Annotated in this window: 12 protein-coding genes and 3 pseudogenes; 5 read left to right on the forward strand and 10 right to left on the reverse strand. The window is 70.6% G+C overall.

The window, feature by feature from the left end:
- Positions 1-16 precede the first annotated feature (16 nt).
- Complete coding sequence (locus ATK30_RS04200; protein WP_143271351.1) at positions 17-2173, reverse strand: multicopper oxidase domain-containing protein; 2157 nt, start codon at positions 2171-2173, stop codon at positions 17-19.
- Between the two features lie 121 nt (positions 2174-2294).
- On the opposite strand from ATK30_RS04200, the gene ATK30_RS04205 reads away from it, so the two are divergent.
- The gene (locus ATK30_RS04205) at positions 2295-2696 is read left to right on the forward strand and encodes a hypothetical protein (protein ID WP_101434369.1); all 402 of its coding nucleotides are present in this window, start codon (positions 2295-2297) and stop codon (positions 2694-2696) included.
- An 18-nt stretch (positions 2697-2714) separates the two neighbouring features.
- Here ATK30_RS04205 and ATK30_RS04210 read toward each other — a convergent pair whose 3' ends face one another.
- Positions 2715-3398, reverse strand: a complete 684-nt coding sequence (locus ATK30_RS04210; protein WP_244194509.1) for a uracil-DNA glycosylase — start codon at positions 3396-3398, stop codon at positions 2715-2717.
- Positions 3399-3619: 221 nt separating this feature from the next.
- On the opposite strand from ATK30_RS04210, the gene ATK30_RS04215 reads away from it, so the two are divergent.
- From ATK30_RS04215 to zwf, 4 genes and pseudogenes are all read left to right on the forward strand, one after another.
- Entirely contained in the window at positions 3620-4006 is a 387-nt protein-coding gene (locus tag ATK30_RS04215) for a DUF488 domain-containing protein (protein WP_101434459.1), read from the forward strand.
- Between the two features lie 25 nt (positions 4007-4031).
- Entirely contained in the window at positions 4032-5219 is a 1188-nt protein-coding gene (locus ATK30_RS04220; protein WP_208637259.1) for a tellurite resistance/C4-dicarboxylate transporter family protein, read from the forward strand.
- Positions 5220-5293: 74 nt separating this feature from the next.
- Positions 5294-5539, forward strand: a pseudogene (locus tag ATK30_RS47230) (hypothetical protein); the annotation flags it as partial.
- 82 nt (positions 5540-5621) lie between these two features.
- On the forward strand, positions 5622-6614 hold the full coding sequence (zwf, locus tag ATK30_RS04225) for a glucose-6-phosphate dehydrogenase (protein ID WP_208637260.1): 993 nt from the start codon (positions 5622-5624) through the stop codon (positions 6612-6614).
- A gap of 5 nt (positions 6615-6619) precedes the next feature.
- Here zwf and ATK30_RS04230 read toward each other — a convergent pair whose 3' ends face one another.
- The 8 genes and pseudogenes from ATK30_RS04230 to pdhA form a co-directional block, all read right to left on the reverse strand.
- A complete protein-coding gene (locus ATK30_RS04230) occupies positions 6620-8476 on the reverse strand; it encodes a transketolase (protein WP_101434372.1) in 1857 nt (618 codons plus the stop codon).
- Positions 8473-9711 carry an NAD(P)/FAD-dependent oxidoreductase gene (locus tag ATK30_RS04235; RefSeq protein ID WP_101434373.1) on the reverse strand — a complete coding sequence of 413 codons (1239 nt, stop codon included), beginning with the start codon at positions 9709-9711 and terminating at the stop codon, positions 8473-8475. Before ATK30_RS04235 ends, ATK30_RS04230 begins: the two co-directional genes overlap by 4 nt.
- A 6-nt stretch (positions 9712-9717) precedes the next feature.
- Positions 9718-10842, reverse strand: coding sequence for a transaldolase (gene tal, locus ATK30_RS04240; RefSeq protein WP_101434374.1), 1125 nt, complete (start codon positions 10840-10842; stop codon positions 9718-9720).
- Positions 10839-11486 carry a GTP cyclohydrolase I gene (locus tag ATK30_RS04245; RefSeq protein ID WP_101434375.1) on the reverse strand — a complete coding sequence of 216 codons (648 nt, stop codon included), beginning with the start codon at positions 11484-11486 and terminating at the stop codon, positions 10839-10841. Before ATK30_RS04245 ends, tal begins: the two co-directional genes overlap by 4 nt.
- Complete coding sequence (locus tag ATK30_RS45970; RefSeq protein ID WP_244194510.1) at positions 11483-12178, reverse strand: dihydrolipoamide acetyltransferase family protein; 696 nt, start codon at positions 12176-12178, stop codon at positions 11483-11485. The genes ATK30_RS04245 and ATK30_RS45970 overlap by 4 nt, the downstream gene beginning before the upstream one ends.
- Positions 12179-12352: 174 nt before the next feature.
- Positions 12353-12772: pseudogene (locus tag ATK30_RS45975) on the reverse strand (biotin/lipoyl-containing protein); the annotation flags it as partial.
- Positions 12773-12800: 28 nt separating this feature from the next.
- A pseudogene (locus ATK30_RS04255) lies at positions 12801-13775 on the reverse strand (alpha-ketoacid dehydrogenase subunit beta); the annotation flags it as partial.
- A complete protein-coding gene (pdhA, locus tag ATK30_RS04260) occupies positions 13772-14854 on the reverse strand; it encodes a pyruvate dehydrogenase (acetyl-transferring) E1 component subunit alpha (RefSeq protein ID WP_101434377.1) in 1083 nt (360 codons plus the stop codon). The gene pdhA and the pseudogene ATK30_RS04255, both read right to left, overlap by 4 nt.
- Positions 14855-14872: the final 18 nt, after the last annotated feature.

The raw sequence follows: 14872 nt of genomic DNA on the forward strand, positions 1-14872 counted from the left end.
GGTTCGCAGTGCCTAATCAGCGGTCAGAACCAGGTGGTGGAGCGGGCGGCACAGCACTCTGAACCATCACCGGCAGCAGGCATGAAAGCCATACCCGCTCCACCTGCATCCGCCGATCCTCGCGGACCGCGGACATCCCTGAAAGGTAGGGCGGCATATCACCGTCGTTGATCACGTGCACAGTGAACAGGTCGCCGACCCGGCCGTGCAGGATCGGTCCGGGCACGGTGCCGTTGTAGGTCCAGACCTGTTGCCGCACGCCAGGGGCGACCTCGATCGTGGTTTGTTCGACGCGCAGGGTGACGTCGTGTTCGGTGCCGCCGGGGGCCGACTGCAGAGTCGGGTCGTAGGGCCGCCACGTCGGCGGTGGGACGGCGTTCATGTCCATGCCGGCCATGTCGGGATCGTTGTGTCCGGCCGTGGGCGCGGTGAGGGGTGTCGTCGTGGTGCGGATGGTCAGGGTCATGCCGGCTTGCCGGTGGCCGGGAACGGTGCACCATGCCTGCTCGTCGTGGGCGATAGTGCCGAAGTCGACAGTTTGTTGCTGGCCGGGGGCCAGCATTGCGGTGCTATGTTGACCGTTCAGTTTCAGGTCGTGACTCATGTGGCCGGTGTTGCGCACGGTCAGCACCAAGTCGGTGCCCGGGGTGACGGTGATGGTCGCCGGGGTGATCGTGAACTCGGTCAGGCTGACCGCCACCGGCACGCCGGAGGTCGCGGTCGTTGCCGTGGGCTGGGTGGCGTTGTCGATCTGGCCGGGCCAGGTGCCGGTGCCGACCAGGGCGAGTACGGCGAGCACGGCCGCCACGGACCCGATGGCCAGGATCTCGTGGCCAGCGAGTCGCCACCGCGCCGATCCGGCGCCCAACTCGCCGGTCATGTTGGGGGCCAGACGGCGCGACGCCGTCAGGGCCGCGATCACGAGGGCCGGGAACGACCCGAAACCGACCAGAACCAGCATCCAGGCCAGCACTCGCGGACCGCTCGTGATGGGGAGGGCGAGCAGGAGTGTGCCGAGGTTGCCCAGCACGGCACGGGGTAGCCACGCGTACTCCAGCACCTCGGTCAGCCTCCGGTTGCCGACCGGCCCGCCGCCCACGGTGACCGGGATGAGGAAGGTCAGCGCTCCGGTGAGGATCTGGGCGACTACCCCGATGCCGAGCATGGGCACCAGGAGGCGGCCGAGCAGGTTGTCGGCTGTGGTGCTGCCCAGGGTGAGGCCGACGATGTCGACGGCCAATGCGGCGAGCAGCCAGCCGTTGCCGGCCAGCAGCGCCACCGGGGCGGCCGAGCGTGGTGGTTTGGCCCGCATCTCCCGGATCGCGGGTACCAGGGCGTAGGCCACGCCGGCGGTGTAGCCGGCCATACCGGCGGCGGCCAACCAGTGCACCTGGCCGACGAGTGCGGTCAGCAGTGCACCGGTGACCGTGATGGTCAGGCCGAGCACGGTGATCACCAGGACCCGCCGGGCGGTGCGCGGGGCCGTGTCGGCCATCCGGGTGCGCAACACCGCGGGCCAGAGCATGAACAGGGTGCCGATCACCACCAGGCCGAGCCAGCCCAGCAGATTGAGGTGCGCGTGCGCCAGGCGCAGCGCTTGCTCCCACCGGGCCGAGCGTGCGGCGCCGCCGACCAGCAGGCCGCCCAGGGTGCCACCGACGGCCAGGCACGTTCCCGCGGCGACGTAATACCACGCCACGACCCGCAGCCGCCCGGACAGCCGTGCGGCCCGCGCCATGGCGATCAGACTGGCCGTGTGCGCGAGGACCGCCCCGACCACCAGCACGGCCCCGGCGATGGCCAGCCACGGCAGCCGGGCCGACATGCCGGTCAGCACGGCGATCGCGCCGAGGTTGAACACCGCGAGGCGGGCGTTGGCCGGCCACTCGGGTCCCGGCCGGGCGTGCAGCAGGGCTTGGGCGAAGTGCCGGCTGTACACCAGCACGGCGTTGCTGGCCGCGCCGAGCACCAGCAGGTGTAACGCCAGCCATTCCGGCATGGCGAGCACACCGTGCGCGGCCACTGCGCCGGCGGCGGCCACCAGGTACCCGGCGATCAGGCTCGCGGCGAGGGCGTGCCGACGACGGCGTGGCGATGCGCCGGGCCCGTCGGTCAGCGGCAGGCGCCGATAGCTCGGCGCCGGCTCTGGTCCGTGGTCAGTCAACCCGCTCAACCACCCAGCTTTTTCACAACTCGTCTAGTAGAAACAAGACTAGGGTACGGTGCGGCCGGCGGGTTCGTCAGGGACGGAGGTCCTGTGCGGCCGGGCCGCCGGAAGGGAATGATCAGCGGTCATGCTCGTGGTGTCCTGGGACACGGTCCGTTTGTTTCTGCACGTGCTGGCCGCGACGATCTGGGTTGGTGGGCAGCTCACGCTGGCCGTGTTGGTGCCCGCGCTGCGTGGGCTCGGCGCCCGGGTGACCACGACTGCGGCGCGGCGGTTCAACCAGGTCGCCTGGCCGGCGTTCGCCGTGTTGGTGGCGACCGGCGTGTGGAGCATCCTGGCCGAGGCCGCCAAGGACACCGGCCGTTACCGGACCACGCTGATCGTGAAGCTCGCCGTGGTCGCCGTCTCCGGGATCACGGCGTTCCTGCACGCCCGCGCCCGCAGCACCGCCGGGCTGGCCGTGTTCGGCGCACTCACCGGCGTCAGCGCGCTGGCGGCGTTGTTCCTCGGCGTGCTGCTGGCCGGCTGAAACAGGCAAACGGAGCGGCTACTGCTCGGCGAGGTGGGCGGCGCGACGGAGCACGTCGTGCAGCATGGGGATGGTGAGGGTGCGGGTGGCGATGTTGCGCTGGCTGGGGTGGTAACAACCCAGTAGGTGCAGGCCGCGGCCGGTGCGCGGATCGGCCAACCGGACGTGGGCACCGTGGCCGAAGCGGGGCCGCGGTCGGGGCAGTGACCAGCCGGCCGTGGCGAGCACGGGAAGTGCGGCCTGCCAGCCGAACCCGCCGAGCACCACGACCACCCGCAGCGTCGGGCGCAGCAGTGCCAACTCGCGGGCCAGCCACGGCCGGCAGGTGTCCCGCTCGACGGTGGTGGGCCGGTTGTCCGGGGGTGCGCAGTGCACCGGCACGGTGATCCGCACCCCGCGCAGGGCCAGGCCGTCACCCCGATGGGTCGCGGTGGGCTGGGAGGCGAGGCCGACCGCGTGCAGGGCGGCGTAGAGCACGGCGCCGGAGGGATCGCCGGTGAAGATCCGGCCGGTGCGGTTGCCGCCGTGTGCGGCCGGAGCCAGTCCGATGATCGCCATCCTGGCGTCCGCCGGACCGAATCCGGGGACCGGTTTCGCCCAGTAGTCCCACTCGCGGAAAGCGCTGCGCTTGACGGTGGCGACGTGTTCGCGCCAGGCCACCAGCCGGGGGCACGCCCGGCATCCGACGAGCGCGCTGTCCATGTCGGCCACCGTCTCCGCGTCCGGCGCACTGGCGGCCGGGTAGCGCGGATCATCCGGCGTCGTCGGCACCCGGTCACGGTGGTTGCGTCGCATGGACGGGCACCTTCACTGAGGGGACACTGGGTATGGGTGGTGCGTCACGCACCCATAGTTTATACAAGTCAACTTGGATAAAATGACGGGGTAGGAGGTTACCTGTGAGCGTCGGGAAGGAGCGCGCCGTGGACACGCACGTCGCCTATCGCAGGATTTATGACCAGCCCGCCCGGTCGGACGGCGTGCGGGTGTTGGTGGACCGGGTATGGCCACGCGGAGTGCGCAAGGAGAACGCGCATCTGGACGAGTGGCTGCGCGAGGTCGCGCCGTCCACCGAGTTGCGCCAGTGGTACGGGCATGACCCCGAGCGGTTCGCCGAGTTCCGCCGCCGGTACCTGGAAGAACTGGGCCAGTCGCCGCACCGGCAGGCCGCCCAGCACCTGTGCTCGCTGTCCCGGACGCAGGATCTGACACTGCTGACCGCAACCCGGGATGTCGAGCACAGCCAGGCGGCCGTGCTGGCCGAGTGGCTGGATCAGCACAGCCACCACGGCCGTGGTCGGTCGAGCTGACCACGGCCAGGCGGAGCCTGACCGCGTGGACCAGCCGGTGCCGCGAGAGTCCCGCCCAGTCTGGGCGGGATGGCGGTGCGTGGTGCGTGGTCTCAACCCCGGCGTGTTCGCGTTCGTCATGGCCACCGGCATCGTGTCCACCGCGCTGCACGATGACGGCGAGCTGGCCGTGTCGGACGCCCTGCTGCTGATCGCGGTGGCCGGGTATGTCGGGCTGGTGGGTGTGTCCGGGTGGCGGCTGCTGCGGTGGCCGCGGCAGCTGCTGGCGGATGTGGTCAGCCCTCGGGGGTTCGCGTTCCTGACGTTCGTGGCCGCCTCGGACGTGTTGGCCGTGCGGCTCGCCGTCGGCGGCTGGTGGTGGCCGGCGGGCGTGCTGCTGGTCGTCGGTGTGGCGAGCTGGGTGGTGCTGGGCTATGGCGTGCCGCTGGGGCTGATCGCCGACCCGCGGCGGCATCCGAGTCTGGATCAGGTCAACGGCACCTGGTTCATCTGGGTCGTGGGCACCCAGTCGATCGCGGTGGCCGCCGCCATGCTCGTCCCGTTCGGCCCGGCCACGATCCTGGCGGTGGTGGGGTCGGTGTGCTGGGCGATCGGGTTGGTGTTGTACCTGTTGCTGGCCGGGATCGAGCTGGCTCGGTTGCTGGTGCGGCCGGTTCCGGCGCGGGAGTTGGTCCCGTCGTACTGGGTGTTCATGGGGGCCGCGGCGATCACGATCGTGGCCGGCGCGCGGCTGCTTCCCCTGCCGGACGCCCTCTTCTCGCGTGGTCTGTTCGCGGACGTCTCGCTGGTGCTGTGGTCGTTCTGTAGCTGGCTGATCCCGCTGCTGGTGGCGCTCGGTGTGTGGCGGCATCTCGTGCGGCGGGTGCCGCTGCGCTACGACAGCGCGTTGTGGAGCGTGGTGTTCCCGGTGGGCATGTACGGCGTGGCGAGTGCCCAGCTCGGTCACGCCACCGGTATCCGCTGGCTGGCCGTCTTCGGCGGGGGCGAGGCGTGGGTGGCGCTGGCGGTGTGGATCATCGTGTTCGCGGGCATGCTCGTCGCGGGCTGCCGGTGGCTACGCCGTGCCCGGTCCGTGCGCGACGGCGATGTGGGACACGGAGATGTGGGGCACGGGGATGCCGGCGTCGAGCGGTTCGGCCGGGTTGCCCGAGGCGGGCAGGCCGGCGACGGCCGGGTGCGGCAGGTGCGTCGGGATCCCGAGGTGGGTGAGTGACGCCCGAGGCCCCGGGCGTTGACACCGCTACGGGGTCGTCGTGCTCGCTGCGAGGACGAAAGTGAGGGACAGCAATGGAGTCGCCGCGTGGGGATGCGCTGGTGCTGTTCGGGGCTTCCGGTGACCTCGCCCGCCAGAAGTTGCTGCCCAGCGTGTACCGGCTCGCGCGTCGCGGACGGCTGAACGGCGTACACGTGATCGGGGTCGCGGCGACCGCCTGGACGGCGGAGCGCTTTCGCCGCCAGATCCGTTCGACGGCGCAAGCCGCTGGCGAGACGGTGGATGACGGCATCTTCAGTGATCTGGCCGGGCGGGTCGACTACGTGGCGGGTGATTACCGGGATCCGCAGTTGTATCACCGGCTGGCGGCATCACTGAACGGGCCTGCACCGGGGAGGCCGGGTGGTCGTGGAGAAACCGTTCGGCCGCGATCTGAGTTCTGCGCACCATCTCAATGTCTGCCTGCACGACGTGTTCGCCGAAACCGACATCTTCCGGATCGATCACTTCCTGGGCAAGGAGCCGGTCCAGAACGTGCTCGTCACGCGATTCGCCAACACGGTGCTGGAACCGCTGTGGAACCGCAACTATGTGGCCCACGTGCAGGTGACCATGGCGGAGTCGTTCGGTGTGGAGGGCCGGGGCACGTTCTACGACCGGGTCGGGACAGTGCGGGACGTGGTGCAGAATCACCTGCTGCAGTTGGTCGCCCTGCTGGCGATGGAGCCGCCGGTGTCGGCCGATCCGGGTGCGCTGCGCGACGAGAAGGTCAAGGTGCTCACCGCGACCCGTGCCGTGGAGCCCGCGGACCTGGTACGCGGCCAGTACGTGGGCTATCGGGACGAGGCCGGGGTGGCGACTGACTCACGCACGGAGACCTTCGCCGCGCTGCGCTTGGAGATCGACTCCTGGCGATGGGCCGGAGTGCCCTTCTACGTGCGGGCCGGAAAGTCACTGCCGTGCACGGTGACCGAGGCGGTCGTGGAGTTCCGTGAGCCGCCCCGCCTGTTGTTCGCCGAAGCCGATCCGAGCAGGCCGGGGCCCAACCAGTTGCGGTTCCGGGTCAAACCCGACGGCCGGATCACCTTGTACCTGCAGGCCAAGGTGCCGGGTGGTCGTCTGGTCACCGAACCGGTGGCGCTGGCCATGTCGGAGGCCGAGGCGCTGGGCGAAGGCCCCGCCGCTTATGAACAATTGCTCGACGACGCGTTGGACGGCAATCCCTCCCGGTTTGCTCGACAGGATGCCGTGGAGCAGGCGTGGCGGATCGTTGAGCCTGCTGTGACCATGCCGCCACCGCCGCTGCCGTACCAGCGAGGTTCCTGGGGTCCCGAGCTGGCGAACGCGGTGGTCCGCCAGCATGGTGGCTGGCGCTCGTGCCAGCCGGGCAGGTGATCGCGTCACGTTGTCAGCAGTCGCCGCGCCGCGGTGACGATGTGGGGCGCGGAGATGCCGGCGGCGTCGAGCAGTTCGGCCGGGGTGCCCGAGCCGGGCAGGTCGGCGACGGCCAGGTGCGCCAGGTGCAGCGGCAGCCCGGTATCGGCGAGTGATGCCAGGACGGCGGCGCCGAGGCCGCCCTGCGGGTAGTGGTCCTCGACCACGACGAGCCGTCCGCCGGTGTCGCGGACGGCCCGGCCGATTGTGTCCGCGTCGGGGGGTTTGACGCTGTAGAGGTCGATCACGCGGGCGGTGATGCCGTCGGCGGCGAGGGTCTCGGCCGCGGCAAGGCATTCGTGCACAGTGACGCCAGCGCCGAGCAGGGCAACTGTGTCGGCGTCGCTGGTGCGCAGGGTCTTGGATCCGCCGATCGGGAAGGGTTCGTCGGTGTTGTACAGCACGGGGTAGGCACCGCGGGTGGTGCGCAAGTAACACAGGCCGGGGCTGTCGGCCATCGCGGCGACCAGGTGCGTGGTGGCGACCGCGTCGGCCGGGTAGAGCACCGTCGAGCCGTGCACGGCCTGGAGTGCGGCGAGGTCTTCCAACGCCATCTGCGAGGGGCCATCCGGGCCGATCTCGGCGCCGGCGTGGGAGCCGCACAGTTTGATGTTGGCGCGGGAAATTCCGGCCATGCGCAGGAAGTCGTAGGCGCGGGACAAAAACGCGGCGAACGTGGAGGCGAAAGCCACATACCCGCGAGCCGCCAGCCCGACGGCGGCGGCGATCAACTGTTGTTCGGCGATGAACATCTCGAAGAACTTCTCCGGGTGCGCCTGGGCGAACCGGGCGGCGCCGGTGGAGTTGCTCACCTCGGCGTCCAGGGCGACGACCTCCGGTCGCGCTCCCAGGGCGGCGAGCGCGTCGCCGTAGGCCATCCGGGTCGCGACCCGGCTCCCCTGCTCATAGCGGGGCCAGCTGATTGGCGTTGCCTCCTGGACGGCGGTCGGGTGGGCCGGGACCGGTGGTGGTGTGACGCGCAGCGCGCGCGGTCCGCCGAGCGCGGCGACGGAACGCTCGGCCAAATCGGCCGGCAGCGGCCTGCCGTGCCAGCCATTGCGGTCTTCGATCTCCGGCACGCCCTTGCCCTTCACGGTGTGGGCCAGCACGACCGTGGGGACGTCCGCGTCTCGCGCCGTGACGAATGCCTGGTCGATCTGGTCGAGGTCATGTCCGTCGATCACGAGCGCACGGCAGCCGAACGCCTCGACCCGGCGCCGGTAGACCTCCATCTGCCATTCCCATTCGGTGGGGCCGCGCTGGCCGAGCCGGTTGACGTCCACGATCGCGGTGAGGTTGCCCAACCCGTAGAACCCGGCCTTGTCCAGGGCTTCCCAGATCGACCCCTCGGCCATCTCACTGTCCCCGCACAGCACCCACACGTGGTAGGGCAGGTGGTCGAGCTTCGCCCCGGCCAGCGCGATGCCGACCCCGTAGGGCAATCCCTGCCCCAGGGAACCGGTGGCCACGTCCACCCAGGGCAGCACCGGAGTCGGATGCCCCTGCAACCGGGACCCGAAGCGGCGGAACCCGTTGACCAGTTCGTGATCGCTGAGGACGCCTGCGGCCTTGAACATCGCGTACAGCAACGGGGAGGCGTGGCCCTTGGAGAAGATCAGATGGTCGTTGCCGGGATGCTCGGGCTGGGACCAGTCGTAGCGCAGGTGGCGGGTCAGCAGGACGGCCATCAGGTCAGCGGCCGACAGGCTGGAGGTGGGATGCCCGGAGCCGGCGGCGGTGCTGCACCGAATCGAGTCGACCCGCAGTTGTCCGGCCAGCTCGCGCATCCACGGCATGTCCTCATGGGTCCTGGTTGCGGTCATGCCGTGGTCCCCACCTCGGCCAACGGCACGCTGGGATCTGCCAGCCGAGCGGTGTCGACTGGCGTTCGAGCATGGATGAGGGCCTTGATGTCGTCGGTGACGTCCCAGATGTTGACGTTCATGCCCGCCAGCACCTGGCCTTGGTGGAACCAGAACGCGATGAATTCGCGCGTGCTCAGATCGCCGCGGATGACGACCTGGTCGTAGCCCTCGGGTTCGGTGTAGCCGGTGTATTCCATGCCCAGGTCGTACTGGTCGGTGTAGAAGTACGGCAGCGCCTCGAACCGAGCCTCCTGACCGAGCATGGCCGCGGCGGCGGTCGCCGGCTGGTTGAGGGCGTTGGCCCAGTGCTCGACCCGGATGTGCTTGCCCAGGAACGGGTGGTAGGCGCGGGCCACGTCCCCGGCGGCGTAGATGTCCGGGTCGGAGCTGCGCAGCGAGGCGTCGACCACGATGCCGTTGTCCACCTCCATGCCGGCGTCAGCGGCGAGTTGGGTGTTGGGCGCGGCGCCGACCCCGACGACCACGGCGTCCGCCTCGATGTGGCTGCCCTCGGTCAGCCGCAGCCCGGTCGCTGTGCCACTGCCGGTGGTGATCTCCTGGATGCCGGTGTCCAGGCGCAGGTCGACGTCGTGGGCGCGGTGCAGGTCGGCGAACACCGGGGCCACCTGCGGGCCGAGGACGCGCAGCAGCGGCAGGGCGGCGACCTCGACCACGGTGACCGCGACACCGGCGGTCCGGGCCGCGGCGGCGACTTCCAGGCCGATCCAGCCGGCGCCGATGACGGCGATCCGCGACGCCGTAGTGAACACCTCGCGCAGGCGGTCGCTGTCCTCGACGCGGCGCAGGTAGTACACGCCCTCCGCGTCCGCGCCGGGGATCGGGAGCCGGCGGGGTTCGGCGCCGGTGGTCAGCAGGAGTTTGTCGTAGGGCAGGCGGTCGCCGTCGGCGAGGATCACCTCGTGCCGGTCGCGATCGAGGCGCTGGACGGCGGTGCCCAGCCGCAGGTCGATGTCATGGCTCGGGTACCAGTCGGCGTCGTGGACGAAGACACTGTCCCGCTCGGCCTTGCCTTGCAGGTAGTCCTTGGACAGCGGCGGTCGTTCGTAGGGACGCCATTCCTCGTCGCCGACAAGTACGATCCGGCCGTCGAAACCCTGCTCGCGCAAGGCTTCGGCGGCTTTGGCGCCGGCCAGACCGGCACCGACGATCACGAACGCGGGCTGAGGGGCCATCGCTGATCACCGTCCCGACGCGGTGGCGGGTGTGGTGGACAGGGTGCGGGCGAGTTGCTCGCCGAGGTGATCCCAGCTGGCGTCGAACTTCGCCACGCCCTCCTCTTCGAGGACCTGGACCACGTCGTCGTAGTCGATACCGAGTTCGGCGAGGTCGTCGAGGGTCTGCTGGGCGGCCTCGTAGGTGCCGTGCACGCTGTCGGCGGGGACCACGCCGTGGTCGGCGACGGCGCGCAGGGTGGCCTCGGGCATGGTGTTGACCACTTCGGGTGCGACGAGATCGACCACGTACCGGGTGTCGGGGTAGCTGGGGTCCTTGACGCCGGTGGATGCCCACAGTGGACGTTGCGGCCGGGCGCCGGCCTGGTGCAGGGCCTGCCACCGTTCGGTGACGCACGCCTGCTCGTAGCGCTGGTAGGCCAGCCGGGCGTTGGCGATCGCCGCCTTTCCGCGCAGCCCGGCGGCATTGTCGCTGCCGAGCTTGTCCAGCCGGTGGTCGATCTCGGTGTCCACTCGGGACACGAAGAATGAGGCGACCGAGGAGATCGAGGCGAGGTCGCGGCCGTTTTCGCGGGCTCGTTCCAGGCCGGCGTGGAATGCGTCGATCACCTCGCCGTAGCGGGCCAGGGAGAAGATCAGCGTGACGTTGATGCTGATCCCCTCGGCCAGGCAGGCGCTGATCGCCGGCAGTCCCTGTTTGGCGGCCGGAATCTTGACGAACAGGTTGGGCCGGTCCACCAGCCACCACAGGGCTTTGGCTTCGGCGATGGTGCGTTCGGTGTCGTGCGCGATGCGTGGGTCGACCTCGATGGACACCCGGCCGTCCACGCCGTCGGTGGCGTCATACACCGGGCGCAGCACATCGGCTGCCCACCGCACGTCGAACGTGGTGATCTCGCGTAGCGCGGTGTCCATCTCGACCCGGCGCGCGGCGAGCTGCCCGAGTTGCTCGGTGTAGGTGTCGCTGCCGGTGATGGCTTTGGCGAAGATGGTCGGGTTGGTGGTGACCCCGGCGACGTGCTGGTCGGCGACCAGGCGGGCCAGGCTGCCGCTGGTGAGTCGTTCGCGGCTCAGGTCGTCCAGCCAGATCGAGACTCCGGCGTCGGTGAGAGCGGTCAACGGGTCGGTCACCGTGGCCTTCTTCCGGAGAGGCACCCGCGCTGGGTGGCGGGCACGTTGGTGAGGGACAGGAGTTCGGCGCGGATGGCGGGGTCGTCACGGACCCGGCCGCGCAGGGCTGTGCCGACGCCGGTCACGTCGGCGGCGGAGGGGCCCGGTGGGAGCGGGCAGGTGTGCTCGACCTGGACGGTGACGCCGACGCCGTGCGCGTGGGTCGCGGCGTGCAGCCAGTCCGCCAGCCGGCCGGCCAGGCGAGCGACGGATTGGGGCGGTGCGGCCAGGTATCGCATGGCGTCCGCGATGATGGGGGTGGGTGCCACGAGCCGGTCCGGGAGGTAGCCGACTCGGGCCAGGGCGGTGATCGGCAGCAGATGGTCGGGGCACAGCGTCCCCAGCGTGATCGCGGGGATGACCACCAGATCACCGCCGTCCGCGTCGAGATGTTCCGTGGCGGGCGGCGGCGGTTCGGTGGCCAGGACGGTGGCGTAGGTGCGGGCCAGGCGCCAGCCGGCGTCACCACGCACCGAGGCGTCGTCCGGGAGGCCCAGGGCGGCCAGGAAGGCGGTGGCGGCCTCCGCCGCGGCGGACAGGTCGATGCTGCCGGTCGCCTCATCGCGCGGTGGGGCGGTCGGTCGGATGCACGAGTGGGGGCTCATAGCACGATCCGGGTGGGGTGTTCCAGCAGCGCGGTCACCTCGGCGAGGAACTGGGCGCCGGTGGCACCGTCGAGGACGCGATGGTCGATCGAGAGCGTCAGGGTCATGATGGTGGCGACCGCGAGTTGGCCGTCGCGGACGATCGGACCAGGCGTGGCGGCCCCGACGGCGAGGATGGCGGCCTCGGGCGGGTTGATCACGGCGGTGAACTGGTCGATGCCGTACATGCCGAGGTTGCTGATGGTGAAGGTGCCGCCGGTGATCTCGTCCAAGGACAACCGACCGGCGCGGGCCCGCTCGGCGAGGTCATGGGCCTCGCGGCTGATCTGGGACACAGTCTTGCGGTCGGCGTCTTGGACGACCGGGACGATCAGCCCCTCGTCCAGAGCGACCGCGATCCCGATGTGCACCCGGTGGTGGCGCAGCAGCCGGGTCTCACCCCAGGAGGAGTTGACCTCCGGGTGCGCGATCAGTGCCTGGGCACAGGCTTTGACCAGCAGGTCGGTGACGCTGACCCGGACACCGGCGTCCGCGAGGTCGGTGTTGACCTGCGCGCGGAAGGCCACCAGAGCGTCGGCATCCACGACGCGGCTGAGGTAGAAGTGCGGGGCCTGCTGGGCGCTGGCGGCGAGGCGTTGCGCCGTCAGGCGCCGCACCCGGGTCAGCGGCACCTCCTCGGTATCTGGGCCCACGGCTGCTGCGGGTGTCGGCCGGGCTGTCGGCTGCGGTGCTACCGGCGCTGGGACCGGTGTTGGCGCTGGTGGGGCGGCGGCGTGCTCAGCAGCTTGGTCGGCGGTTTGGTCGGCGATGGCGGCGTCGATGTCGGCGCGCACGATGCGTCCGTCCGGGCCACTGCCGGGGATCGCGGCCAGGTCCAGTCCGTGTTCGCGGGCGAGCCGGCGAGCCAGCGGGGATGCCCGAAACGCCACTGTGGACGGTGGGCCCGCGACCGGGGTGGGCGGTGGTGAGGGCGGCGCCGGAGGTAGGGCTGCGGACGGTGTCTGGGCAGTGGTTGTCGCCGGAAGATCGGAGCTGGCGGCGGGCGGGGTGCCAGTGGGGTCGATGACCGCGATGGGGGTGCCGATCGGCACGGTCGCGCCTTCGTCGACCAGCAGGCGGGCGAGGACGCCCTCGTCGTATGCCTCCAGTTCCATGGTGGCCTTGTCGGTGTCGATCTCGGCCAGGACGTCGCCCTTGTGCACCGGGTCGCCTTCGTGCTTGCGCCACGTGGACAGGACGCCTTCCTCCATGGTGTCGGACAGGCGGGGCATCAACACGTCCGTCATCGGTGGCCTCCTGGCCGGTGAAGCGGGTGGCGTCGAGGGTGTCCCGGATGGCGCGGGTCAGGGCGGTGGCATCGGGTAGCGCGGCCAGTTCCAACGGTTTGGCGTACGGGAGTGGGACTTCGGCCGCCGCGACCCGGCGGACCGGGGCGTCCAGGTAGTCGAACGCGCCCTCCTGCAGGGTGGCCACGATTTCCGCGCCGATGCCGTAGGACAGCCAGTCGTCTTCCAGCACGACGGCGCGGCTGGTCTTGCGGACCGAGGCGCAGATCGTGTCCCGGTCCAGGGGGCGCAGGCTGCGCAGGTCGATCACCTCGACGGAGATGTCGTCCTCGTCGAGTCGGCGGGCGACGTCGAGGGCGACGACGGCGGCGCGGGAATAGGCGATGACGGTGATATCGGCGCCGGGTTTCATCACCGTGGCGGTGCCGATGTCGAGGGTGTGGTCGCCGTCGGGGACCTCGCCCTTGGTGTTGTACAGGGCGAGGTTCTCCAGCAGGAGCACCGGGTCGTCGTCGCGGATCGCCGCGGCGAGCAGGCCCTTGGCGTCGGCCGGGGTGGCCGGGGCGAGCACCTTCAGGCCAGGCACGTGGGCGTACCAGACCTCCAGGTTCTGCGAGTGCGTGGCCGCCAGTTGTTGTCCGCCTCCGCCCGGGGTGCGGATCACCAGCGGCACACTGACCTGTCCGCCGAACATCGAGCGCATCTTCGCGGCGTGGTTGACGATCTGGTCGATGGCCAGCAGGCTGAAGTTGATCGTCATGATCTCCACCACCGGCCGCAGCCCCAGCATGGCCGCGCCGATCGCGGTGCCGACGAATCCTTCCTCGCAGATCGGGGTGTCCCGTACCCGGCGGGGACCGAACTCGGTGAGCAACCCGGCGGTGATCTTGTAGGAGCCCTCGAAGACACCGATCTCCTCGCCAAGCAGCAACACGTCCTCGTCGCGCAACAACTCGGCGCGCAGCGTGTCGTGCAGCGCCTGCCGGTAGCTGATCACGGTCACGGCGTCACCACCGGATCACCGGGCCGGCCCCGGTAGGTGTTGGCGACCGGGGTCGCGTACACGTAGTCGAACAGTGCCTCGACGTCCGGGGCCGGGGCGTGGTCGGCGGCGTCGACGGCTGCCGCGACGGTTTGCTCGGCCTCGCTGTCGATCCGCGCGGCGTCCTGCGTGTCGAGGACACCGTCGTCGATCAGCCGGGCGCGGAAGGCGGGCAGTGGATCCTGTTCCCGCAGACGCTGGTTGTCGGCGTCGCTGCGGTAGCGGGCCGGATCGACCACCGAGTGGCCGCGCAGCCGGTAGCTGACTGTTTCCAGCAGCATCGGCTGGTGCTCGCCCCGGGCCTGATCCAGGGCGTCGCGGGCAGCCTCGCGGACGGCGAGCACGTCGTTGCCGTCCACGCGCTGCCCCGGGATGCGGTAGGAGCAGCCCCTTCGGTACAGCTCGGGTTCGCCAGCGGCGGCCTCGACCGGGGTGCCCATGCCGAGCTGGTTGTTGACGATCACGTACACGATCGGCAACCGCCACACGGCGGCGAGGTTGAGCGATTCGTGGAAGGCCCCGATGTTCGTGGCCGCGTCCCCGAGCAGGCACATCACCGCGTCACAGTCCCCGCCCGGCTCGTGGCGGTAGGACACGGCGAGCGCGGCCCCGGTCGCTGGCGGGATCTGGCCGCCGACGATGCCGTACCCGCCCAGCAGGCGGTGTTGGGTGTCGAACAGGTGCATCGAGCCGCCCCGCCCACCGGACAGGCCGGTGGCGCGGCCGAACAGTTCGGCCATGACCCGCGCCGGTTCGGCGCCGCGGGCCAGGGCGTAGCCGTGTTCGCGGTAGGTGGTGAACAGATAGTCGGTGGGTCGCAGGGCGGCCATCAAGCCGACGACGGTGGCTTCCTCACCGAGGTTGAGGTGGCAGTAGCCGCCGATCTTCGCCTTGGTGTACATCTCGGCGGCGCGCTGCTCGAAGACCCGGATCAGCGTCATCTGCCGGTAGAAGCCGCGCAACACCTCGGCGTCCTCCGACAGCCTGTTGCCACGGGTGGCCACGGGGCCGCTCGCCGGGGCCGAAGCGGGGTCGACCATGCCGATACCTCCTCGCCG

Origin of the sequence: Amycolatopsis echigonensis (assembly GCF_002846615.1) — a bacterium.
Lineage (GTDB): Bacteria > Actinomycetota > Actinomycetes > Mycobacteriales > Pseudonocardiaceae > Amycolatopsis > Amycolatopsis echigonensis.